The organism is Diaphorobacter sp. B2A2W2 (assembly GCF_056730635.1).
Genome location: NZ_JBWZOR010000012.1, coordinates 59,216 through 80,807, shown reverse-complemented (window position 1 = coordinate 80,807; position 21,592 = coordinate 59,216). Strand labels below are relative to the sequence as shown.

The following is a 21,592-nucleotide window of genomic DNA, read 5'->3' as shown; positions in this document are numbered from 1 at the left end:
GCTCAGTTCCAGTCCATTTCGATGCAATAAGTACCTGAATGTGGCTTGTGGCAAGCGCTGGCAGCTCCTTTTTTTGATGCGCCAGGAAACTCAGGAGCCCACGCTGGCCGGCTGCGCGCCGGGCAGGGGCGCGGCGGGCGCCGAGGGCTTGGGCACGGCGGGTACCGAGGGCAGGTGCGGCGGATCGGCGGGCTTCTTGTCGCACGCGGCCAGCGCCAGTGCGCAGGCGGTCAGCAGCGGCGCGGCCAGGGGGCGAAGTGTCGGCAGGGGCATGGCGGGTCCTTCCTGAGTCGGTGTTCGCCCGGCGGGGCGGCACTGCCCGTTAGGATAGGACAGATCCCCCGCGCCGGCCCACCGCCGGCCTACGTTGCGTCCTGCCACCATGGCCAAAGAAAAAACCATCTTCTCCTGCACCGAATGCGGTGGCACCAGTCCGCGCTGGCTGGGCAAATGCCCCTCCTGCGGTGCGTGGAACACCCTGATCGAATCCGTGCCCGACGCCGGACCGGGCAAGAACCGCCTGAGCGGGGCCGGCCAGTACGCGGGCCTGGCCCAGGCGCAGGCGGTGATGCCGCTGGCCGCCATCGAGGCGACCGAGGTGGCGCGCACGGCGAGCGGCATCGAGGAACTGGACCGCGTGCTGGGCGGTGGCGTGGTCGAGGGCGGGGTGGTGCTCATCGGCGGCGACCCGGGCATCGGCAAGTCCACGCTGCTCTTGCAGGCGATGGACGCGCTGCAGCGCGCGGGCCTGCCCACGCTGTACGTGACGGGCGAGGAGAGCGGCGCGCAGGTGGCGTTGCGTTCGCGCCGGCTGGGGCTGGATGCGAGCCAGGTGAACGTGTTGGCCGAGATCCAACTCGAAAAAATCCTCGCCACCGTGGAGGCCACGCAGCCCGCGGTGTGCGTCATCGATTCCATCCAGACCGTCTATTCTGACCAGCTCACCAGCGCCCCGGGCTCGGTGGCCCAGGTGCGCGAGTGCGCAGCCCACCTCACGCGCATGGCCAAGGCCACGGGCATCGCCGTCATCCTGGTGGGCCACGTGACCAAGGAGGGTGCGCTGGCCGGCCCGCGCGTGCTGGAGCACATGGTGGACACGGTGCTGTACTTCGAGGGCGACACGCACAGCAGCTTCCGTCTGGTGCGCGCCATCAAGAACCGCTTTGGCGCCGTGAACGAGATCGGCGTGTTCGCCATGACCGAGAAGGGCCTCAAGGGCGTGGCGAACCCCAGTGCCATTTTTTTGAGCCAGCACAGCGAGCCGGTGCCCGGCAGCTGCGTGCTGGTCACGCTGGAGGGCACGCGGCCCATGCTGGTGGAGATCCAGGCGCTGGTGGACGGCGGTGGGCCCAGCCCGCGGCGCCTGTCGGTGGGCCTGGAGCGCGACCGCCTGGCCATGCTGCTGGCCGTGCTGCACCGCCACGCGGGCGTGGCCTGCGCCGACCAGGACGTATTCGTCAATGCCGTAGGGGGCGTGCGCATCAGCGAACCCGCGGCCGACCTGGCCGTGATGCTGGCCATCACCAGCAGCCTGCGCGGCAAGGCGTTGCCCAAGGGCTTCATCGCGTTTGGCGAGGTGGGCCTGGCTGGCGAGGTGCGCCCCGCACCGCGTGGCCAGGAGCGCCTGAAGGAAGCCGCCAAGCTGGGCTTCACGGTGGCCGTGGTGCCCAAAGCCAATGCGCCCAAGAAGCCGATCGCCGGGCTGGAGATCCACGCAGTGGAGCGCGTGGACGAGGCCATGACTGCCGTGCGCGGGCTGGACTGACGCGTCGTGTCGCAGGGGCTACGCAGCTTCCACAGCGGCGCTGGTGGTGCTGCGTAGGACAATGCGGCCATGAATCTGCGCAAGATATTGATCCCAGCGGGCATCGTCGTCCTGGTCATCGCCGCCTACCGCGCCTATGGCCCGCAGGGCATCCTCACCGTGAGCGGAGGGCTGGTCATGTGGGGGCTGCTGCATTACACGCGGCTCATGAACGTGATGCAGAAGGCGCGTAACCACCCGATCGGCTACGTGGGCAGCGCGGTAATGCTCAATGCCAAGCTGAAAGCCGGTGTGAACCTGCTGCACGTGGTCGCCATGACGCGCGCGCTGGGCCAGCAGCTGTCGGCGGACGGCCAGCAGCCCGAGCTCTACCGCTGGACCGACGGCACGCAGTCGCACGTGACCTGCGAGTTCGTCAACGGCCGCCTGGTGCGCTGGGAACTGGTGCGACCCGCCCCGCAGGAGGACGCCGGCCCGCCTGCCGCCGCCAACCCGGCGGGCCAATCGTAGAATTGCGTGCTTTGCGACCCACGCAGTTCTCTCGAAAAGGATCTCCATGAGCCCCGTTGTTCCCTCCATGGCCGACCGTGACGGCAAGATCTGGATGGATGGCCAGATGGTGGATTGGCGCGACGCCAAGATCCACGTGCTGACCCATTCGCTGCACTACGGCTGCGGCGCCTTCGAAGGCGTGCGCGCCTACAAGACGGAGCAGGGCACGGCCATCTTCCGCCTGGAAGAGCACACCAACCGCCTGTTCAACAGCGCCAAGATCCTGCGCATGACGATCCCCTTCACCAAGGACGAGGTGAATGAGGCACAGAAGGCCGTGGTGCGCGAAAACCAGCTCGAATCCTGCTACCTGCGTCCCCTGACGTGGATCGGCTCGGAAAAACTGGGCGTCTCGCCCAAGGGCAACAAGATTCACCTGATCGTCGCCGCCTGGGCCTGGGGCGCGTACCTGGGCGAGGAAGGCATGCAACGCGGCATCCGCGTGAAGACCAGCAGCTTCACGCGCCACCACGTCAACATCACCATGACGCAGGCCAAGGCGTCGAGCAACTACACCAACTCCATCCTGGCCAACATGGAGGCCACCGACGATGGCTACGACGAAGCCCTGCTGCTGGACAGCGCTGGCTTCGTGTCCGAAGGCTCGGGCGAGAACGTGTTCATCATCAAGGACGGCGTGGTGTACACCCCCGACCTGTCGGCCGGCGCGCTCAACGGCATCACGCGCAACACCGTGTTCCACATCTGCAAGGACCTGGGGCTGGAGCTGGTGCAAAAGCGCATCACGCGCGACGAGGTGTACATCGCCGACGAGGCCTTCTTCAGCGGCACGGCCGCCGAGATCACCCCGATCCGCGAACTGGACCGCGTGCAGATCGGCAGCGGCAGCCGCGGCCCGCTGACCGAGAAGATCCAATCGGCCTTCTTCGACATCGTGAACGGCCGCAATCCCAAGTACGCCCACTGGCTCACCAAGGTCTGAACCCATGTCACAAGCCATCGTTGAACTGCTGGCCAAGGATCTCAACCTCCAGGGCGGCGTGTATTGCCCGAGCCCCAAGGCCGACATGAAGCTCTGGAACAGCCACCCCAAGGTCTACCTGGACGTGGCCCACACGGGCGAGGCCAAGTGCCCCTACTGCGGCACCGTGTACCGCCTGAAGGCGGGCGAGGTTGTCCACGCCGGGCATTGATGCGGCGTTCGCGCCACGCCTGTGTTGGCACCCCCGTCGCGTTGGCGGTGGTGCGTTGATCACTGCAGGGCTGATCCGCAGGCTCTGGGCTGCGTACTGTTCATGACCCTTGAAAACCTTCTGGGCCCAGGCCCCTGGCCTCGCCGGGTCGCCACGGCGGCCTTGTTCCTGCTGCCTGCGCTGGCGTTGACGGTGCAGTCAGGCTACTCCTATGGCGCCGTGCTGCTGCTGGTTGGTGCGTTGTGCTCTGCGCACCGCTGGCCTCGCCTGCCGCAGGATCGCTGGACCTGGAGCTTTGCGGCCATCATGCTCGGCATGGGCATCCTCTGGTTGGTATTGGCCAATCCCCTGGAGGGACTGGGAGGATGGGACCGGCCGTCCAAATTCGCTCTGGGTATTGCCTGCCTGTTGTTTGTGAGCCCTGTAGGGCCTCGGCCGCGCGCCCAGTTCTGGGGGTTGGTGGCAGGTTGTGCGGGCGCCGGCGCCGTCGCGCTGTGGCAGGTGTGCGTGGAAGGGGCTCCGCGTGCCTCGGGCTTCCCGACAGGCAGGACCAATGCCATTCAGTGGGGCAATCTGGCACTCTTGCTGGGCACCATGCTGGCCGTGCAGACCATTGCGTTGCGCGAGCATCTCAACCGTCGGGATGTAGCACTGGCATGTATCGCCGTGCTGTTGGCATTCAACGCTTCTGTTCTCTCACAGTCGCGTGGCGGCTGGCTGGCGCTGTTGCTGGCGGCGCCGTGGGGTCTGTATCTGCTGTGGCGCTTTTTCTGCCGCGAACTGTGGCGCACCCTGGCGGGTGCTGCCATTGCGCTGCTGGTGCTGGGCGCAGCCAATCATGCGGTGCTGGCAGAGCGCTGGGACATCATGGAGCAGGAAGTGCTGATCTACGGCACCGAACGCGCGGCTGACACCTCCGTGGGTCAGCGGCTGGAGCACTGGCGCTTTGCCTGGGAGGTGGGGCTGGAGAAGCCTCTCCTCGGCTGGGGCATGCGCGGCTATCTGGCCGAAAAGGAAAAGCGGGTGGCGGCGGGGCAGTACGAGCCCTCCATCCTTGAGTACATCTACACCCACAACGAACCCCTGGATATGTTCATCAAGGCGGGCCTTGTGGGCGTGCTGTTGCTGCTGCTGTTCTATGCGGTGCCGCTGGGCATGTTCTGGCCCACCCGCGCGCGCATGGCCGCCTACGCGGGGCAAGCGGCCGAGGTGCGTGCGCAGGTGCTGGCGCTGCGCATGGCGGGCGTGTGCATTCCGTTGCTGTACGCGGGATTCGGAATGACGCAGGTCTTCTTTGCACACAACAGCGGGATCATGTTCTACCTGTTCATGGTGATGACCACCTGGTCGGCGGTGCGCGGCATGGACGCGCTGTACGCGGGCAAGGGATCCGCTGCGGCTGCGGCATAAGGCCACGCCATGGTGTCTGCGGCGTCTGCCCCTGGCCTTCCCGGCGCGGCCGGCACCCCGGCCGTGCGCCGGCCGCGGGTGCTGCATTTCGTGACGGGCGGGTTTTCCGGCGCCACGCAGGTGGCCGTGGATCTGGTACGAGCGCACGCGGCTTCGGGCCGCTGCGAGGCCTTGCTGGTGCTGCGCCGCAAGCGGCACACGCGCAACGAACGCGTGCAGGCCCTGCGGGACCAGGGGCTAACTGTGGAAACCGTGGCCGGCTGGGCGCACGTGGCCACCATCTGGCAGCTGGTCGCGCTCTGCCGGCGTTTCCAACCCGATGTGCTGGTGGCCCATGGGTTCAGCGAGCATTTATGGGGCCGCTATGCCGGATTGATCGCTGGCGTGCCCCACCTGGTGCATGTAGAGCACAACTCCCGCGAGCGCTACACCGCCTGGCGGCTGCGCCAAGCCCTGTGGCTGGCTGAGCGCACCGACCTCATCGTGGGCGTCTCCGAAGGCGTGCGCCAGAGCCTGCTCGCGCGTGGCTTTCCCGCCGCCAAGACCGTGGCCATTCCCAATGGCATCGCGCTGGGGTCGTATGAGCTGGCGCGCCATCCCGCTTGGGCCGACCGTGTGCCGGGCATCGTCATGGCCGCGCGCTTTGCGCGCCAGAAGGACCATGCCACGCTGCTGCGCGCCGTCGCGCTGCTGCGCGATCGCGGCCTCACGCCGCCCGTCAAACTGGCCGGCGGCGGCAAGGCGGCGGCGCAGCGGGCTGCGCGCAAGCTGTGCACGGCCCTGGGGTTGGACGGGCAGGTGGAATTCCTGGGCCATTGCGGCGATGTGCCGGGACTGCTCATGGGCCACCGCATCTGCGTGCTGGCCACGCACTACGAGGGCATGCCGCTGTCGCTGATCGAGGGCATGGCCGCAGGCTGTGCGGTGGTGGGCAGCCGTGTGGTGGGCGTGCAGGAAATCATCGATGACGGCCGCAATGGCCTGCTGGCCGCGCATGCCGATCCCGCATCGCTGGCCGAGGCACTGGAGCGGCTGCTCATGCGCGATGACGAGGCGCAGCGCATGGCCCAGGCCGCGCAGGAAGACGCCCGGCACCTGTACAGCCTGCAGACCATGACGAAGCGGTACGAGGACCTGCTGCTGCGGGGGCTGGAGGTTGCTCAGTGAGCGGCGCCGTGCGCGCGCCGGCTGCGCCCTGGCTCAGCATCCTGGTGCCGGTCTACAACGTGCAGGACTATCTGGAAGCGTGTCTCGCCTCCGTGGTGGAGCAGGTGGCGCAACTGCCGCTTGCCGGGGAGGGGGAGGCGGGCGTGGAGGTGCTGGTGCTCGACGACTGTTCCACCGATGGTTCGCGTGCACTGATGCAGCAATTGGCGCAGCGCTGGTCCGGCCGGCTGACCCTGATGCGCCACGCGGTCAACCAGGGCCTGAGCGCCGCGCGCAACACCATGATCGACGCCGCCCGCGGTGAATACCTCTGGTTTCTGGACTCCGACGACAAGCTGCTGCCCGGCGCGCTGGCCGGTTTGCAGGCCACCGTGCAGCGCCATGCCCCGGATGCGGTGCTGTGCGACTTCATGGTGTGGCGCGAGCGTACGCAACTCAAGCACCGGCTGCGCGGCGAGGGCCATCGCGCCACCTTTGCCGGCCCGGCGGGGGGGCTTCAGCGCGACGGCGCTGCGCTGCTGACGGGCGTGTTGATGACCGGGCAGTTGCATGCCTGGTCCAAGGTCACACGGCGCGCGCTGTGGGGCGCAGACCTGCGCTTTCCCGCGGGCCGCTACTTCGAGGACATGGCCGCCATGCCGCTGGCCCTGCTGCGCGCGCGCAGCTATTGCTACATGCCCCAGCCCTGGGTGGCCTACCGCCAGCGCGGCAGCAGCATCCTGGCGACGATGACCTTGCCTAAGGCGCTCGATCAGTCACGGGCATTGGGCGCGTTTGCCCAGGCGCTGCGCACGGCCGAGGCCGAAGGGGCCTTGCCTGCCAGCGCGGCGCTGCATTTCGCCCTGGCCCACCAGAGTGCGCGCAACCTTGCCGGCGCGGCGCGCTTCCTGGAGCGGGCCGATCTGCCCGTGGCCGAACGCCGAGTCGCAGCGCAGCGATTGCGTGACGACTTCGCTGCGGCATCGCCGTTGTCGGCGCAGGCCTTGCTGAGCGCCTACGTGCGGCGCGGCTGGTGGCTACGCGCTCTGCGGCTGCGCCGTGCCTGGGGTGTCGTGGCGGTCGAAGCAAAAGGCTGACCCATGTCGCATGCGCCATCCTCCACCCACTGGAAGCACCGGGGCGAACTGTGGCTGGCGGGCTGGCTGAAGCGCTGGTACCGCCTGCGCCCGCGCGACCTGGAGCCCGCCCCGGCACCCGTGTTCACGCTGCACGCCACGGGCACCGCAGCCGCAGCGCCGGCCGCGCGCACGGCCATTCCCCGCATTCTCTGGAGCTACTGGCAGGGCGGCACACCGCCGCTGCTGGTGCAGCGCTGCTTCGACCACTGGCGGCGCCTGCATCCGCATTTCGAGATCCGCATCCTGGACGAGCGTGGCGTGCTGCAGTACCTGCCGGCCATCCCTGCTGCACTCGACGGCGCATCGGCGGCCAAGCGTGCCGACTGGATCCGCCTGGAGCTGCTGCGCCGCCACGGCGGCATCTGGCTGGACGCGAGCACCATCCTCACCCAGCCGCTGGACTGGGTTTTGCAGGAGCAGGCGCGCACGGGTGCCGACTTCGTGGGCTACTACCTGCAGCAGTACACCAGTGTCCCGGACCGGCCGGTGGTGGAGAACTGGTTCATGGCCGCGCCGCCCGGCAGCCCCTTCATCGAGGATCTGCAGCGTGAATTCACGCAGGAGGTCATCGCCCGCACCGGCGAGCAGTACATCGCCCACCTGCAGGCCCAGGGCCTGTACACGCAGGCGCTGCAGCGCATCGACATGCCCGCCTACTTGACCATGCACCTGGCGCTGCAGGTGATCCTGCTGCGCGGCGGCAGCTACCGACTGAGCCTGTCCCCGGCGGAGTCGGGGCCGTACTTCCTGCACGTGCAAGGCCGCTGGCGCCGCGCCGCGCTCAAGCTGCGGCTGCTGTTCATGCATGCGCGCGGGCCGCTGCCGCCGCTGATCAAACTGCGTTCGCCCGACCGCCGGCGGCTGGACGACTACCTGACGCAGGGCCTGTACCTGCCGGACAGCGTGGCGGGGCAGTGGCTGGATGGGGATCGCGCCGCCCTCCGATAATTCTCTGCTTTGCTATATATTAAATAGCTGCTGGCGCTTGATGGTAAAGCGCTAGAGCCCCAAAAGACTTAAACCTTCAGGCGCTGCAGTGCGGCCTGCCATTCCTGCGCCAGCAGCGCCACCAGCTGCTGTGCCGGCAGCGCGCGCGCGGCGGCAACGCCCTGGCCGGCCCACAGGGACAGGTAGTCCGCGCGTCCCCGGCTGGCGGCGGCCTTGCGCAGCGGGCCGGTCAGCGCGTTCTGCACCGGGTAGGCGGGCACGGCGGCCTCGTGCGGTGCCAGTTGCTGCATCAGCGTGTTGACGATGCCGCGGGCGGGTCGGCCGGAGTAGATGCGCGTGACGCGCGTGTGCGTGGCCTGTGCGTCGGCCATGGCGGCGCGCTGCGCAGGGCCGATGGCGGACTCGGGGCAGGCGAGGAAGGCCGTACCCAACTGCACCCCCTGCGCGCCCAGCGCCTGGGCAGCCGCAATGCCGCGCCCGTCCATGATGCCGCCGGCGGCAATCACCGGGATGGAGAGCGCATCCACGCACTGCGGCACCAGCGCCAGGGTGCCGACCATGCTGGCCTCGAAGTCGCCCAGGAAGGTGCCGCGGTGGCCGCCGGCCTCCATGCCGCTGGCGACGACCGCGTCCGCACCCACGGCGGCCCATGCCTGCGCCTCGGCCAGCGTGGTGGCGGTGCCGATCACGTAGCAGCCAGCCTCGTCTTGGAGGCGGCGCACCTGCGCGGCGCTCAGGATGCCGAAGGTGAAGCTGGCCACGGCGGGGCGGGCCTCCAGCAGCGCCTCGAACTGGGCGTGGAAGTCCTCGCACCAGCGCGCCGGCGCCTCTGGCGGGGGCAGGCCCAGGTCGGCGTACAGCGGCGCCAGTCGGTCGATGGCCGCCTGCACCGTGGCCGCATCGGGCGTGGGCTGCTCCAGCACGAACAGGTTCATGCCGAAGGGCTTGGCGGTGGCCGCACGCACGGCGGCAGCGGCCTCGCGCATGGCCTGAGGCGACCGCATGCCGCAGCCCAGAAAGCCCAGGCCGCCGGCCTGGGAGACGGCGGCGGCCAACTGGGGCGTGTCCGAACCCGTCATGGGCCCCTGGAAGAGGGGCAGGTCGATCTGCAGGCGTTGCAGCAAGGCATTCATGGGGTCAGCTCCGCTAAGAAGAATCGGGGGCGAGGACAGAGGGGGTGTCCTGGGCGCCGTGCAGCGCTGCTTGCAGCGCTGCCAGCGCGGGCGTGGCGTAGCCCGTGCGGTGCACCAGCACCGTGTCGCAGGGGCCCAGCGGCACCCAGCGCAGCGCTGGCGGTGTGTGCAGCAGATCGACCACCGCCTCAGGCACCACGCCGGCGCAACGGCCCCCGGCCACGCAGGCCAGGATGGCCGGGTAGGACGCGAGCTCCAGCACCTGCGGCGCCTGGCCCGTGGCCTGGCGCATCCAGTCTTCGCCGATGCGGCGGTAGGTGCAGCCGTGCGCAAACGCGGCCAGGGTGTGCACGCGCAGGTCGGCAGGTGTTTCGACGGGCGGGTGGCTGGCCGGCAGGGCCAGCAGCAGCGATTCCGTCCAGACGGGCGTGCGCTGCACCGGGGCCTCCTCGTCCAGGCCCGGCGGCGGCCAGGCCACCAGGGCGCAGTCGAGTTCGTGGGCCAGCACCTGCTCCACGAGTTGGCGCGACGGGGCGGTGCGCAACTCCAGCACCAGCGCGGGCCAGCGCGCATGCAGTTGCGCCAGGGGCGCGGGCAGGCGCGCGGCGGCCGTGCTTTCCATGGCGCCGATGCGCAGGTGGCCGGCGGGGGAGCCCGGGTGCAGGGCCTGCCGCGCCTCCTCGGCCAGCGCCAGCAGGCGCTCGGCATAACCTTGCAGCGTGGCGCCTGCGGGCGTTAGCACCATGCGCCGCCCCTCGCGCAGGAACAGGGCGGCGCCCAGTTGCTCCTCCAGCTGCTGCACGCGCGTGGTCACGTTGGACTGGGCGCGGCCCAGCCGCTCGGCCGCCCGCGTCACGCTGCCCTCATGGGCCACCGTGCGAAAAATCTCCAGTGCGACCAGGTCCATGGATATGTTTGTGAGATGATTTGTCAAAAAATCATCTTAAAAAAAGATTGATGGCGATCATACCGCCGGAGACCGCGCCATGGAACCACAAGCCACCCCGTCGATTGATGTGCCCGCGCCCCGCGGGCCCGCCCTGCACTGGAGCGAGCGGCCCCATGCCGTGGCCCTGGCCGGCATGCTGGCGCTGGCGGTGGCCATGGGCGTGGGACGGTTCGCGTTCACCCCGCTGCTGCCCATGATGCTGCACGACGGGGTGCTGACCCTCACCGAGGGCAGCTGGCTGGCCACGGCCAATTACGTGGGTTACCTGCTGGGGGCGCTGGCCTGCATGGCACTGCCCTGGGTGGCACCGGGCTTCTATGCGCGCTGGCATCCGGCGCGGCTGGCGCGTGCCGGGCTGGTGGCCACGGTGCTGCTCACGCTGGCGATGGCGCTGCCCGTGGCCGCCGCGTGGCCGGCGCTGCGCTTTGCGGCCGGGGCCGCCAGCGCCTTCGTGCTGCTGAACGTGGCGGCCTGGTGCATGGTGCGCCTGGCGGTGCTGGGCCGCCCGGCCATGGGCGGGCTGATCTTCTGCGGGCCGGGCGTGGGCATCGTGCTCACGGGGCTGGCCGCCAGCGCGATGGTGGCGGCGCAGTGGCGTGCGGCCTCGGGCTGGGTGGTGTTCGGGGTGCTCTCGGTGCTGCTGTGCGTGGGCGTGTGGCCCGTGGTGCGCGGCCGCGCGGTCAAGGCCGACCCCGGTGCCCAGCCCCGTGCGGCCGCGCAGGGGGGAAACGCCGGCACCCTGGTGGCGCGCGGCGTGCACGCCGTAGCGTACGGCCTGGCGGGGCTGGGCTACATCGTGACCGCCACCTTCCTGCCCGTGATCGCGCGTGCCGCGTTACCGCCTGGCTCGCCTTGGCCCGACCTGTTCTGGCCGATGTTCGGCGCGGGGGTGGCCGTAGGCGCGGCGCTCAGCACGCGCGCGCCCAGCGCCTGGGACCGGCGCTGGCTGCTGCTGGCGGCGTATGCGCTGCAGGCGCTGGGCATCGTGCTGGGGCTGCTCTGGCCCACGCCGGCGGGCTTTGCACTCAGCAGCGCGCTGGTGGGCCTGCCGTTCACGGCCATCACCTTCTACGGCCTGCAGGAGGCGCGGCGCCTGTGGCCGCAGTCTGCCGACAGCTTTGCGAGCCTGGTCACGGCCGTCTACGGCCTGGGCCAGATCGCGGGTCCGCCGCTGGTGGCGTGGCTGCTCGCGCACGCCGATGCCGGCCAGGGCTTTGCCCGCGGGCTGGCGCTGGCGGCGGGGGCTCTGGTGGCCGGCGCGGCGATGTACGGCTGGTCGGCCTGGCGCTGGCCGCAGCGCGCCTGACAGGCCGTCAGTGCTGCCCTTGCAGGCGCGCGTCCCAGGCCTCGCTCTGTCCGCTGTCCAGGCGCCGCTGGAACAGCCGCTGCCATGACGGCGGCAGCGGCAGAGCGAGGATCTCGCGCAGCGTGGCGGGTGTGCAGTCGCGCCGGTCGATCACCTCCAGCAGCCGTGCGATGGGCCACGCAGGCTGCGGCCGCGCGAGCAGCCAGACGGTGTCGCCCGCCTGCACCGTCCCGGGTTGCAGAACACGCAGATACCAACCCGCCCGCAGGCTGCGTTGCACGCGCAGCGCCATGTCGGGCACCTGGAAGCGGTCGTTCAGCTTCCAGCAGGGCTGGCGGCCCTGGCTGACCTCGAAAACGGCGCTGCCGATGTGCCACTGGTCCGCAATGCACACCTGGGCCTCCTGCACGCCGTCCAGGCTGAAGTTCTCGCCAAAGGCACCGGGCTGCGCGAGCAGCGCCTGCGCCGCGGCGTGGCCCGCCAGCTCCTCGCGCCAGGGCGTGTACTGCGGCCATGCATAGCAGTGCACGGCCTTGTCGGGGCCGCCGTGCACGCGCAGGTCGCCCTGCTCGTCACCGTCCAGTCCCTCCGCGCCTACTGCGACGGGGCCGCTGCGTGCCTGCTTGGCAATGGCGCTGCGGCTGCCGGGGCGGGTGTAGGGTTGCGCGCGGCCGGTGAGCACGGTGCGCAGCGTGCCCAGGGTGATGGGTTCGGAAGGCAAGGGGGTCGTGTTCATGGGCGGGGCTGATCGGGCAGTGGGCAGCCGCCATCGTCGCAGCCCGTGGCGGGCACGGTCGCCGGGGCGGCTGGCGTGGGTTCCGCCAGCAGCCGGCCCAGCAGCGCGCCCAGCCGCAGATCGTCCAGATGGCCGAAGTGGTGCAGGCGCACGCGGCCTTGCGGGTCCAGCACCACCAGGCTGGGCGTTCCGCTGAGCGACAGGCTCTGCATGGTCCGTGGAATGCTGCGCGGCGCATCGGGCTGGTCCAGGCCGATGGGAAAGCGCAGCCGGTATTCGTGGATGAAGGCCTGCAGCGCCTCTGTCGTGCCCTGCACGGCGTGGTGCTCGAACACCGTGTGCAGTCCGATCACGACGAGTTGATCCGACGCAAACGCCTCATGCACGCGCCGCGCCTGCGGGATGCCGTGCTCCACGCAACCAGGGCACAGCATCTGAAAAGCGTGCAGCACCACCACACGCCCGCGCAGGCTGTCCAGCGTGAGCGGCTCGGGGGTGTTGAACCAGTGCGCCACCTGCAGCGGCGGCGCAGGTGCAAAGAAGGACGCGGCGGCGGTCATGGGCAGGCCTTGCGGAACGGGAAAAGCGCCACCCTACAACATGGGCGAATGTGCCTGCTGAGGCAAGGGCGTGTGCGCCGACGCTCAGCGTGTGACCGGCAGGCGCAGCGTGAAGCAGGCGCCTGCCGCGCCATCGGGCCGGTCCTCGCACACCACGCTGCCGCCATGGCGCGCCGCGATGGAGCGCACCAGCGCCAGGCCCAGGCCCACACCGCCCGAGCGTTCGCTGGCGCCCGGCAGGCGGTAGAAGGGCTCGAAGATGCGTTCGCGCTGCGCGGGCGGCACGCCCGGGCCGTGGTCGCACACGCGCAGCACGGCGTCGTGCCCTTCGCGCGTGAGGGTGAGGGTGATCTCGCCCTGGCTGTAGCGCCGCGCGTTCTCCAGCAGGTTGCGCACGGCGCGGCGCAGCAGCTTGGACACGCCCGGCACTTCGACGGGGGCCGTCATGGCGTCTGCACCATCGCCGGACCCCACGTGCAGTTCGGCGTCCACGCGCACGCATTCCTCCACGGCCAGGCCCACCAAGTCCACGGGCTCGACCGTGCCCACATCGGCGGCGCCGGAATCCAGGCGGCTGGCCAGCAGGATCTCGTCCACCAACTGGTCCAGTTCGGCGATGTTGCGTTCAATCTCGGCGCGGAATGCAGGGGAGGGCGTGCCGCCCTGCATCAGCTCCAGCCCCATGCGGATGCGCGTGAGCGGCGAGCGCAACTCGTGCGAGGCATTCGCCAGCAGCGATTTGTGCGACTGCACCAGCGTCTCGATGCGCGCGGCGGCGGCGTTGAACTGGCGCGCCAGCGCCGCCACCTCGTCATGGCCCTGCTCGGCCACGCGCACCGACAAGTCGCCCTCGCCGAAGCGCTGTACGCTGCGCTGCAGCTGCTCCAGCCGCTGCAGCAGCCGCCGGATGATGGGGAACACCCCCACGGTCACGGCAATGCCCACCAGCGCGAGCATCCACAGAAAGCCGAAGGGCGGGCGGAACCACGCGGCGGGACCGCGCTCGTCGGGGCGCGGGCGGGGCGGGCGCGGAGACAGGTGCATCTCGAACACCTCGCCTGTGGCGCTCTCGATGCGGTAGAGCACGCCTTCGCTGGGGTCGCGCCGCTGGCGCAGGCCCACGCCATCCACCAGCGTGCGGCCCGCGGCGTCCGTGATGCGGATCTCGCGCGAGGGCGGCTGCTGCTGGTTCTGCTCGGCCGCCCAGCGCCAGGCCATGCCCACGGCGAAGGCGAACACCAGCACGCCCCCGACCACGGCCAGCCAGATGCGCAGGTACAGGCGGCGGGAGAAGGGGCTGATGAGGGACATGCGTGCGGGGCTTTTCAAACGGGGCAGGTCAGTCCTGCTGCTTGGCGAAGACATAGCCCACGCCGCGCACGGTGAGGATGCGGCGCGGGTTCTTGGGGTCGGCCTCGATGGCCGCGCGGATGCGGCCCATGTGCACGTCGATGGAGCGGTCGAACGCCTCCAGCTCGCGCCCGCGCACGGCCTCCATGATCTGGTCGCGCGTGAGCACGCGGCCCGCGCGCTCGGCCATGGTCACCAGCAGGTCGAACTGGTAGGAGGTCAGCTCCGCCGGCTGGCCGTGCACGCTGACGGTGCGTGCGTCGCGGTCGATCTCCAGCGAGCCGAAGCGCAGCACTTGCGTGGCCGGCTGCGCGCCGCTCTCGCGCCGGCGCAGGATGGCGCGGATGCGCGCCAGCAGCTCGCGCGGCTCGAAGGGCTTGGGCAGGTAGTCGTCGGCGCCGATCTCCAGTCCGATCACGCGGTCCATGGGGTCGCCCTTGGCCGTGAGCATCAGCACCGGCACCTGGGCAGCGGCGCCCGGCAGCGCGCGGATGCGCCGGCACACCTCCAGGCCGTCGATGTCGGGCAGCATCAGGTCCAGGATCACCAGGTCGGGCAGCTGTCCGCCCTCGGGCGCCTGCAGCCGCGCCAGGCCGCTGGCGCCGTCGGCCATGTGCGTGACCTGCAATCCGGACTGGCCGAGGTACTCGCCCACCATCTGCGCCAGGCGGTGGTCGTCTTCGATCATCAGCAGTTGCGAACTCATGGGTGGGTGGGCCTTTCTGGACTGCCATGTTCCCCGCGCGGCATCTCGCAGGGTTGTCGGCCGGGTAAAGTTAGGTAAACCGTTGTAGGTACCGTTTTGATAGCTGCCCGCGCTTGTCCATCAAGCGCTGGAGGCTGATTGGGCTTTGGATGCCAGCGCCACCAGCAGCAGCACCGGCAGGCCCAGCAGGGCCGTGCCTGTGAAGAACGCGCTGTAGCCCTGCGCGTCCACGAACTGGCCCGAGAAGCCCGCGAGCCATTTGGGCAGCAACAGCATCATGGAGCTGAACAGCGCGTACTGCGTGGCCGAATACTGCACGTTGGTCAGGCTGGACAGGTAGGCGATGAACGCGGCCGAGGCGATGCCGCCCGCGAGGTTGTCGGCCGAGACCACCAGCACCAGGCCCGTGAGGTCGTGCCCGCGCTGTCCCAGCCAGGCGAACAGCAGGTTGGACAGCGCCGAGAGCACCGCGCCCAGCATCAGCACGCGCATCACGCCCAGGCGCATGGACAGCACGCCGCCCACGAAGGCGCCGGCCAGCGTCATCACCACGCCGAAGACCTTGGTCACGGCGGCCACCTCGTCCTTGGTGTAGCCCATGTCCACGTAGAACGGGTTGGCCATGATGCCCATGACCACGTCGCTGATGCGGTACACGGCGATCAGCGCGAGGATCAGCGCCGCCTGCCAACGGTAGCGCCGAATGAAGTCGGCAAACGGCGCCACCACCGCGCCATGCAGCCACTCGCCCAGGTTGCGCGCGGGCGGCAGTGGGCGCGGCGTGGGCTCGGGCGACAGCAGCACCGTCATCACGCCCACCAGCATGGATGCGGCCATGACGAGGTAGGCCGTGGTCCAGGCGCCGGCCTGGTAGCCGCTCAGGCTGGCGTCCTCCGCGCGTGCAGCCACCCACAGCACGCCCGCGCCGGCCCAGATCATGGCCAGGCGGTAGCCCGTCTGGTAAGTGGCGGCCAGCGCGGCCTGGTGGTCGGTGTCGGCAGACTCGATGCGGAACGCATCCAGCGCAATGTCCTGCGTGGCCGAGCCAATGGCCACCAGCAGTGCGCACCACACCATGGCGTCCAGCCCCTGGCGCGGGTCGGCCAGCGCCATACCGACGAGGCCCGCGGCCACCACACCTTGCGCCAGCAGCAGCCAGCTGCGCCGCCGCCCCAGCCAGCGCGTGAGCAGCGGCAGCGGCAGGCGGTCCACCAGCGGCGACCAGACCCACTTGAACGCATAGGCCAGCCCTACCCACGAGAGGTAGCCGATGGTCGTGCGGTCGATGCCCGCCTCGCGCAGCCGAAAGCTCAGCGTGCCCAGTACCAGCAGCAGCGGCAGCCCGGCTGAAAAGCCCAGGGCCAGCATGCGCAGGCTCGCGGGCTCCAGGTAGACGAGCCAGGCCTGGCGCCAGGAGCGGCGGGCGGCGGCGGATGCGGGGGCGTCAGGCGGCATGGATGCGGAAAAGAGGCGCGGTCGTGAAAAAGCCAGAGCGGCATTGCCCTAGTATTTGAGCATGGCCCGTTCCGCATCCGCGTTGCTGCACCCCGTCGCTTCGGTGCGCCACTATGGTGGCGAGCACCAGGCCCATGCGCACGCTCATGCGCAGGTGCTGTATGCGCTGCACGGGCGCATGGAGCTGGAGGTGGCCGGCCGCGCCGCCTTCGTGGACACCGCCTGCGGCATGGTGGTGCCTGCGGGCACCGAGCATGGCTACCTGGCCCGCCCGGACACGCGCATCCTGGTGATCGACGTGCCGGCGCAGGCCGCCGTGGACCGCGTGCGCCGCTTCGCCGTGCCCGCGGCGGCGCGCACCGTGCCCGAGCCCGGTGGCGCGGCCGCGCGCCTGGCGCTGCTGCTGCAGGCCCCGCGCGTGCTGGCGCGCCGCGGGCTGGACCTGGCCGCCCTGTGTGCCGCCGTGGACGCGGCCCTGCACGAGGACTGGCCCACCGCCCGCATGGCGCGGCTGTTCCACCTGAGCGCGGCGCGCTTTCACGCGCGGCTGCTGGAACTGACGGGCGACACGCCCCAGCAGTGGCTGCGCGCGCGGCGGCTGGACCTGGCCGAGCGCACCCTGGCACGCGGCCAGTCGCTGGAGGCCACGGCCCTGCGCTGCGGCTACGCCAGCGCCAGCGCCCTGGCCTATGCGCTGCGGCGCGAGCGGGGCCTGGGGGCGCGGGCGCTGCGAATACAAGCCAAAACAGCCTCCAGCGCTTGATGGATCAGCGCAAGCAGCTATCAATAATGAAGTAAAGCGCGCGGCACCACGCGCGTTGCTCGATAGTTGCCCTGCGGCGTGCGGGCACCATCGCAGGCATGAACACTGCATCGATTCGCAGCATTGCCATGGTGCTGCTGGCCGCCATGCTCTGGGGCACCACCGGCACGGCGCAAAGCCTGGCGCCCGCGGGGCTGTCGCCCTACTGGGTGGGCGCTTTGCGCCTGGTGATCGCCAGCGCCTTCTTCGCCCTGCTGGCCTGGCCCGCCTGGCGCGTGCGCCGCGGCGGCGGCCTGCGCTGGGGACCGGTGCTGCTGGCGGGCGCCTGCGTGGCCACGTACAACCTGAGCTTCTTCGCGGGCGTGAAGTCCGCCGGCGTGGCCCTGGGCACGGCCCTGGCCATCGGTAGCGGCCCGATCTGGGCGGGCCTGCTGCAGACCGTGGCGCAGCGGCGGCTGCCGGCCCCCGTATGGTGGCTGGGCACGCTGCTGGGCGTGGCGGGCGGCGCGGCCATGGCGCTGGACGGCGGCAGCACGGTGCGCGCCCCCTGGACCGGCATCGCCCTGTGCCTGCTGGCGGGGCTGGCGTACGCCATGTATGCGCTGACCAACAAGCGCCTGGTGGCGCAGGCCGGCGCGGCCGTCGTGAACCTGGCCGTGTTCGGCACGGCGGGCCTGCTGTCGCTGCCCGTGGCGTTGCTGCTGGGCGGCGCGCCCACGGTGGCGCCGGGGGCGCTGGGCATCGTGCTGTACCTGGGCCTGGTGGCCACGGGCGTGGCCTACCTGCTGTTCAGCACGGCGCTGCGCCACATCAGCGGCGCCACCGGCGTGACGCTGGCGCTGGCCGAGCCGGTGACCGCCTTTGCGTTGGCCGTGGCGGTGGTGGGCGAGTCACCTTCCGCCATGGCCTATGGCGGGCTGGCGGCGGTGTTGGCGGGCCTGTTGCTGGTGATCTGGGCGGAACTGCGCACAACCCGGCCTGCTGCGGGCGCCGCCGCTGCCTGAGCTTGCACTTGCTGGCGTTTGGTTACAGCCGGCGGTCAACCCGGCCGGGCAGGCTGCCGTTGCCTGAAAGGCCAGGGCCGGCGCATCCGCGTCGGCCGGTGCGCAAAGGACAACCCATGAACCATCGCCAGCGCGCGGTCGCGGCCCTCCTGGGCCTGGCGGCCGCCTGTGCCCAAGCCGAAGTGAACGTGAGCGTGGGCATCGGCCTTCCAGGCCCCATCTATGCCGAGCCGGCCCCGGTGTATGTGGCGCCGCCGCCCGCCTACGTCGTGCCCCGCCCCGTCTATGCGCCGCGCCCCGTGATGGTCGTGCCGCAGCCCGTGTACGCGCCCCACTGGCGCGACGACGACGATGACCACGACGAATGGAAGAAGTGGCGCAAGCGCCATCACAAGGAACAGAAGAAGGCATACAAGCGCTGGCGCCGCGAATGGGAAGACAACGACGATTGACCCGCGCATGTTCCGGCTGCCATCGTGGCGCAGTGCCTGCCCGCCTACATGCAGGCGGTGACGCGCGCCGCTAGACTGCTGCCCATGAACAGCCCCACCGTCTCTGTGCCCCCGTTGCCCGTGGATGCGGGCTGCCGTTGCTGTGCCGCGCGGGGCGGCACCTGGCAGGCGCGCCGCGCCTTCGTGCTGGCGGCGGCTGGCACGCTCGTGCTGCCGGTCGCGGCGCAGGTGGAGGTGGGGTCGGCCTCGGGCATGCGCCGGCTGGTGCCGGCCGAGACGCTGGAAGACTCCGCTGTCCAGCAGTACAGCCAGTTGCTGGCGCAGGCCAAGGCCAAGCGCGCACTGGCGCCGGACAACCACCCCCAGCTGCTCAAGCTGCGCGCGATCGCGCGGCAGATCATTCCGTACGCCGCGCAGTGGAACAGCCGCGCCGCGCAGTGGCGCTGGGAGGTCAACCTGATCGGCAGCAAGCAGATCAACGCCTTCTGCATGCCCGGCGGCAAGATCGCGTTCTACACGGGCATCCTGGACCAGCTCAAGTTGACCGACGACGAGATCGCCATGGTCATGGGCCATGAGATGGCCCACGCGCTGCGCGAGCATGCGCGCTCGCGCGTGGCCAAGAGCCAAGCCACCAGCATCGGCCTGTCGCTGGGCGCGCAGCTGCTGGGCCTGGGCGACCTGGGCAATGCAGCCGCCAACCTGGGGACGCAGCTGCTCACGCTCAAATTCAGCCGCTCCGACGAGACCGACGCGGACCTGGTCGGCCTGGAGCTGGCCGCCCGCGCGGGCTACAACCCCCAGGCCGCCGTGAGCCTGTGGCGCAAGATGGGCGAGGCGACGGGCAACGGTGGCATCGCGTTCCTGTCCACCCACCCGTCGGGGCCCGACCGCATCCGCGAGCTGGAGCAGAACGTGCCCAAGGTGCAGGGCCTGTACCAGCAGGCGCGCTCGCGCTAGCCGCCCGAGCGCGTTAGAGTGGCGCCTCCCCCACGGAGGCGGCGGCCTTGCGACGCGGAATGTGCGGACGGTATCCGCAGAAAAAAGCAGACAAAACCATGTTGGCTGTGTAGTCTTCGCTCTTTTTATCAGAGCTACGCGGACGACCACATGCCCCTGACATACGCGATTGCCCCGGTCACGCCTCTCCAACGCCTTGCCAGGCCCGTGGGTCTGGCCCTCGCCATCTTGCTAGGACACACGTCGGCGAGTGCTGCCGGAGTCTGGAATTTCGACACCTCCATGGGCTCGGCGAGAGGGCAGCATGCGGGCGTGCTGCTCGACGATGGCTCTGTCGCTGTCTTGGGTGGTGTCAACAGGCTGGGCTTCATTACTGGTTCGGAACGCTATGCAGGCGGTGCGTGGTCGTCTATCGGCGCCAGTGGCATCACGGGCAATGTGGCGGAGGCGGTGACCCTGGGCACCGGCCAGGTCCTGGTGCGCACCGATGGCTCTTTGCAGGCGCGCCTCTACGACCCTGTGGCGAACACCTGGCTCGACGGGGGAGCCCAGTCGGTGGTACGCGCGCTGCCCTCCATGACACTGCTGCCCGACGGCAAGGTGCTGGTGGCGGGCGGGGGGAGTGCAGGCGGCTCCCAGGCCTCGGCCGAGCTGTTCGACCCGCAGACCCGCAGCTGGACGGTGACCGGCAGCATGGCGCAGGCCCGCCGGGCACACGCGGCGGTGCTGCTGGGCAGTGGCCGCGTGCTGGTGGTTTCGGGTTTCGATATTGGTGGTGAGGTCCCCGGGGCGGAAATCTATGACCCCGCTACCGGCACCTGGTCCCTGGTAGCGCCCCCGCTCCTGCCTCGCCACTACGCCAGCCTGACGCCCCTGCCCGATGGGCGGGCGCTACTTGCGGGTGGCTTCACCGCCACAGGTGTGACGACCCACGCGGAACTCTACGACCCGGTGTCCAATACCTGGACGGCCACGGGAGCGCTGAACTTTCCGCGCAATGGGATGGTGGGATCGCCAATGGCACAGGCCACCCTGCTCCCCACGGGCCGGGTACTGATCGCGGGCGGGGCCGATGGCGCGAGAAACACCCAACCGGTCGCAGAACTGTATGACCCCGCAACCGGATCTTGGGCGGCCGATAGCGTAATGCACATCGGGCGGGAGAACGGTACGGCCCACCTCTTGCCCGATGGCGATGTCCTGGTCGCCGGCGGGTTCTCCTCCAACCCCAGCCTTACGTTTTACGCGGAGGTTGAACGGTATACGCCGGAGCTCCCCGCGGGTCCTCAGCCGGTCGTCAACGCTTTGCCGCTCCTGCAGCGCGCGGGCGCCGCGCTCAGCCTCACGGGGATGGGCTTCACGGGCGGCGGGGGGGCGAGCACGCCGATACTGCAGTTGCAGCGCGCGGACAACAGCGCGCTCATGTGGTGGCCCGCGGCGAGCCACACGGGCACCACTTTCACGTCGCCGCCCTTGGGAACCCTTCCCGCGGCGTTGTACCTGGCGCGCATCGTGGTGGACGGCATCCCCTCGAACGCGACGCTGGTGCGTTTGACGGACCCGCCAGGCACGCCCGTCGGCACAGCCGGCAGTGCGCAGGTGACGGTGACCTGGGCGCCGCCGGCCAACACCGGCGGCAACCCGCCGGATGGCTACACCGTCACCGCCAGTCCCGGCGGCGCAGGCTGCAGCGTCGCCGCGCCTGCCACTCGTTGCACGGTCACCGGGTTGGCGAACGGCACGCCATACACCTTCACGGTGCAGGCGCAGCACCCCAACGGGAGCGGCCCCGTGTCGTCGGTTTCCGCTGCAATCACGCCGGTGGCCGTGATCGGCTCCAGTCCCGTGCCTGTCCCTGGACTGTCGCCCGTCGGGGTGGCGTTGACGGCGTTGGCAGCCGCGGCGCTGGCCGGCCTGGGCCGCAAGGGGGCGCGCCGCCGCGGCTGACACGGCATATCAATTTGCTATGTGAAATATAGCTTTTGGGGCTTGATGGACAAGCGATGACGCCGAATCTTGCGCATGCCTTCCATGGCACCGCCAGCGGGTTCATGTGCGAGCACAGCTTCGCGCGCTCGTCGATGGCGAAGCGCGCGCCAGGTTC

The 21,592-nt window shown here is 70.2% G+C and carries 22 protein-coding genes; 14 read left to right on the top strand and 8 right to left on the bottom strand.

The window, feature by feature from the left end:
* Positions 1–90: 90 nt before the first annotated feature.
* Positions 91–273: a hypothetical protein gene (locus AC1PPL_RS17180; protein ID WP_012655300.1), complete on the bottom strand. Its 183-nt coding sequence runs from the start codon at positions 271–273 to the stop codon at positions 91–93.
* Positions 274–382: 109 nt separating this feature from the next.
* Between AC1PPL_RS17180 and radA the strand changes: the two genes are divergently transcribed.
* The 8 genes from radA (at position 383) to AC1PPL_RS17140 (ending at position 8,114) form a co-directional block, all read left to right on the top strand.
* The gene (radA, locus tag AC1PPL_RS17175; protein WP_011803649.1) at positions 383–1,765 is read left to right on the top strand and encodes a DNA repair protein RadA; all 1,383 of its coding nucleotides are present in this window, start codon (positions 383–385) and stop codon (positions 1,763–1,765) included.
* Between the two features lie 69 nt (positions 1,766–1,834).
* Positions 1,835–2,275 carry a hypothetical protein gene (locus AC1PPL_RS17170; protein WP_011803650.1) on the top strand — a complete coding sequence of 147 codons (441 nt, stop codon included), beginning with the start codon at positions 1,835–1,837 and terminating at the stop codon, positions 2,273–2,275.
* Between the two features lie 46 nt (positions 2,276–2,321).
* Positions 2,322–3,260: a branched-chain amino acid transaminase gene (locus AC1PPL_RS17165; protein ID WP_047350207.1), complete on the top strand. Its 939-nt coding sequence runs from the start codon at positions 2,322–2,324 to the stop codon at positions 3,258–3,260.
* Positions 3,261–3,264: 4 nt separating this feature from the next.
* Positions 3,265–3,471: a zinc-finger domain-containing protein gene (locus AC1PPL_RS17160; RefSeq protein WP_088887884.1), complete on the top strand. Its 207-nt coding sequence runs from the start codon at positions 3,265–3,267 to the stop codon at positions 3,469–3,471.
* A 102-nt stretch (positions 3,472–3,573) separates the two neighbouring features.
* Entirely contained in the window at positions 3,574–4,881 is a 1,308-nt protein-coding gene (locus tag AC1PPL_RS17155) for an O-antigen ligase family protein (protein WP_454536393.1), read from the top strand.
* 9 nt (positions 4,882–4,890) lie between these two features.
* Positions 4,891–6,048 (top strand): glycosyltransferase, encoded by a 1,158-nt coding sequence (locus AC1PPL_RS17150; RefSeq protein WP_479973756.1) that lies wholly within the window; start codon positions 4,891–4,893, stop codon positions 6,046–6,048.
* Complete coding sequence (locus tag AC1PPL_RS17145) at positions 6,045–7,124, top strand: glycosyltransferase family 2 protein (RefSeq protein WP_479973755.1); 1,080 nt, start codon at positions 6,045–6,047, stop codon at positions 7,122–7,124. The genes AC1PPL_RS17150 and AC1PPL_RS17145 overlap by 4 nt, the downstream gene beginning before the upstream one ends.
* 3 nt (positions 7,125–7,127) lie before the next feature.
* A complete protein-coding gene (locus AC1PPL_RS17140) occupies positions 7,128–8,114 on the top strand; it encodes a glycosyltransferase family 32 protein (protein ID WP_479973754.1) in 987 nt (328 codons plus the stop codon).
* 68 nt (positions 8,115–8,182) lie between these two features.
* Here AC1PPL_RS17140 and AC1PPL_RS17135 read toward each other — a convergent pair whose 3' ends face one another.
* Both AC1PPL_RS17135 and AC1PPL_RS17130 read right to left on the bottom strand, forming a co-directional pair.
* Entirely contained in the window at positions 8,183–9,247 is a 1,065-nt protein-coding gene (locus AC1PPL_RS17135) for an NAD(P)H-dependent flavin oxidoreductase (RefSeq protein ID WP_479973753.1), read from the bottom strand.
* A gap of 13 nt (positions 9,248–9,260) precedes the next feature.
* The gene (locus AC1PPL_RS17130) at positions 9,261–10,154 is read right to left on the bottom strand and encodes a LysR family transcriptional regulator (protein ID WP_479973752.1); all 894 of its coding nucleotides are present in this window, start codon (positions 10,152–10,154) and stop codon (positions 9,261–9,263) included.
* Positions 10,155–10,233: 79 nt separating this feature from the next.
* Here AC1PPL_RS17130 and AC1PPL_RS17125 point away from each other — a divergent pair, with 79 nt between their 5' ends.
* Entirely contained in the window at positions 10,234–11,502 is a 1,269-nt protein-coding gene (locus AC1PPL_RS17125) for a YbfB/YjiJ family MFS transporter (protein WP_479973751.1), read from the top strand.
* A 7-nt stretch (positions 11,503–11,509) separates the two neighbouring features.
* On the opposite strand, the gene AC1PPL_RS17120 is transcribed toward AC1PPL_RS17125, so the two are convergent.
* From AC1PPL_RS17120 to AC1PPL_RS17100, 5 genes are all read right to left on the bottom strand, one after another.
* Positions 11,510–12,238, bottom strand: coding sequence for an MOSC domain-containing protein (locus tag AC1PPL_RS17120; RefSeq protein ID WP_479973750.1), 729 nt, complete (start codon positions 12,236–12,238; stop codon positions 11,510–11,512).
* The gene (locus tag AC1PPL_RS17115) at positions 12,235–12,798 is read right to left on the bottom strand and encodes a redoxin domain-containing protein (RefSeq protein ID WP_479973749.1); all 564 of its coding nucleotides are present in this window, start codon (positions 12,796–12,798) and stop codon (positions 12,235–12,237) included. The genes AC1PPL_RS17120 and AC1PPL_RS17115 overlap by 4 nt, the downstream gene beginning before the upstream one ends.
* Before the next feature lie 84 nt (positions 12,799–12,882).
* A complete protein-coding gene (locus AC1PPL_RS17110) occupies positions 12,883–14,109 on the bottom strand; it encodes an ATP-binding protein (RefSeq protein ID WP_088887875.1) in 1,227 nt (408 codons plus the stop codon).
* A 28-nt stretch (positions 14,110–14,137) separates the two neighbouring features.
* Complete coding sequence (locus tag AC1PPL_RS17105) at positions 14,138–14,854, bottom strand: response regulator transcription factor (protein WP_047350236.1); 717 nt, start codon at positions 14,852–14,854, stop codon at positions 14,138–14,140.
* A gap of 120 nt (positions 14,855–14,974) precedes the next feature.
* Positions 14,975–16,309, bottom strand: coding sequence for an AmpG family muropeptide MFS transporter (locus AC1PPL_RS17100; RefSeq protein ID WP_479973748.1), 1,335 nt, complete (start codon positions 16,307–16,309; stop codon positions 14,975–14,977).
* 61 nt (positions 16,310–16,370) lie between these two features.
* On the opposite strand from AC1PPL_RS17100, the gene AC1PPL_RS17095 reads away from it, so the two are divergent.
* The 5 genes from AC1PPL_RS17095 (at position 16,371) to AC1PPL_RS17075 (ending at position 21,435) form a co-directional block, all read left to right on the top strand.
* A complete protein-coding gene (locus tag AC1PPL_RS17095) occupies positions 16,371–17,072 on the top strand; it encodes a helix-turn-helix domain-containing protein (RefSeq protein ID WP_479973747.1) in 702 nt (233 codons plus the stop codon).
* Between the two features lie 98 nt (positions 17,073–17,170).
* Positions 17,171–18,076 (top strand): DMT family transporter, encoded by a 906-nt coding sequence (locus AC1PPL_RS17090; RefSeq protein WP_123675298.1) that lies wholly within the window; start codon positions 17,171–17,173, stop codon positions 18,074–18,076.
* A gap of 116 nt (positions 18,077–18,192) precedes the next feature.
* Positions 18,193–18,528 carry a hypothetical protein gene (locus tag AC1PPL_RS17085; RefSeq protein ID WP_012655318.1) on the top strand — a complete coding sequence of 112 codons (336 nt, stop codon included), beginning with the start codon at positions 18,193–18,195 and terminating at the stop codon, positions 18,526–18,528.
* 84 nt (positions 18,529–18,612) lie between these two features.
* Positions 18,613–19,488 (top strand): M48 family metallopeptidase, encoded by an 876-nt coding sequence (locus AC1PPL_RS17080; protein ID WP_454536382.1) that lies wholly within the window; start codon positions 18,613–18,615, stop codon positions 19,486–19,488.
* Between the two features lie 282 nt (positions 19,489–19,770).
* Positions 19,771–21,435, top strand: coding sequence for a fibronectin type III domain-containing protein (locus AC1PPL_RS17075; RefSeq protein ID WP_479973746.1), 1,665 nt, complete (start codon positions 19,771–19,773; stop codon positions 21,433–21,435).
* Positions 21,436–21,592: the final 157 nt, after the last annotated feature.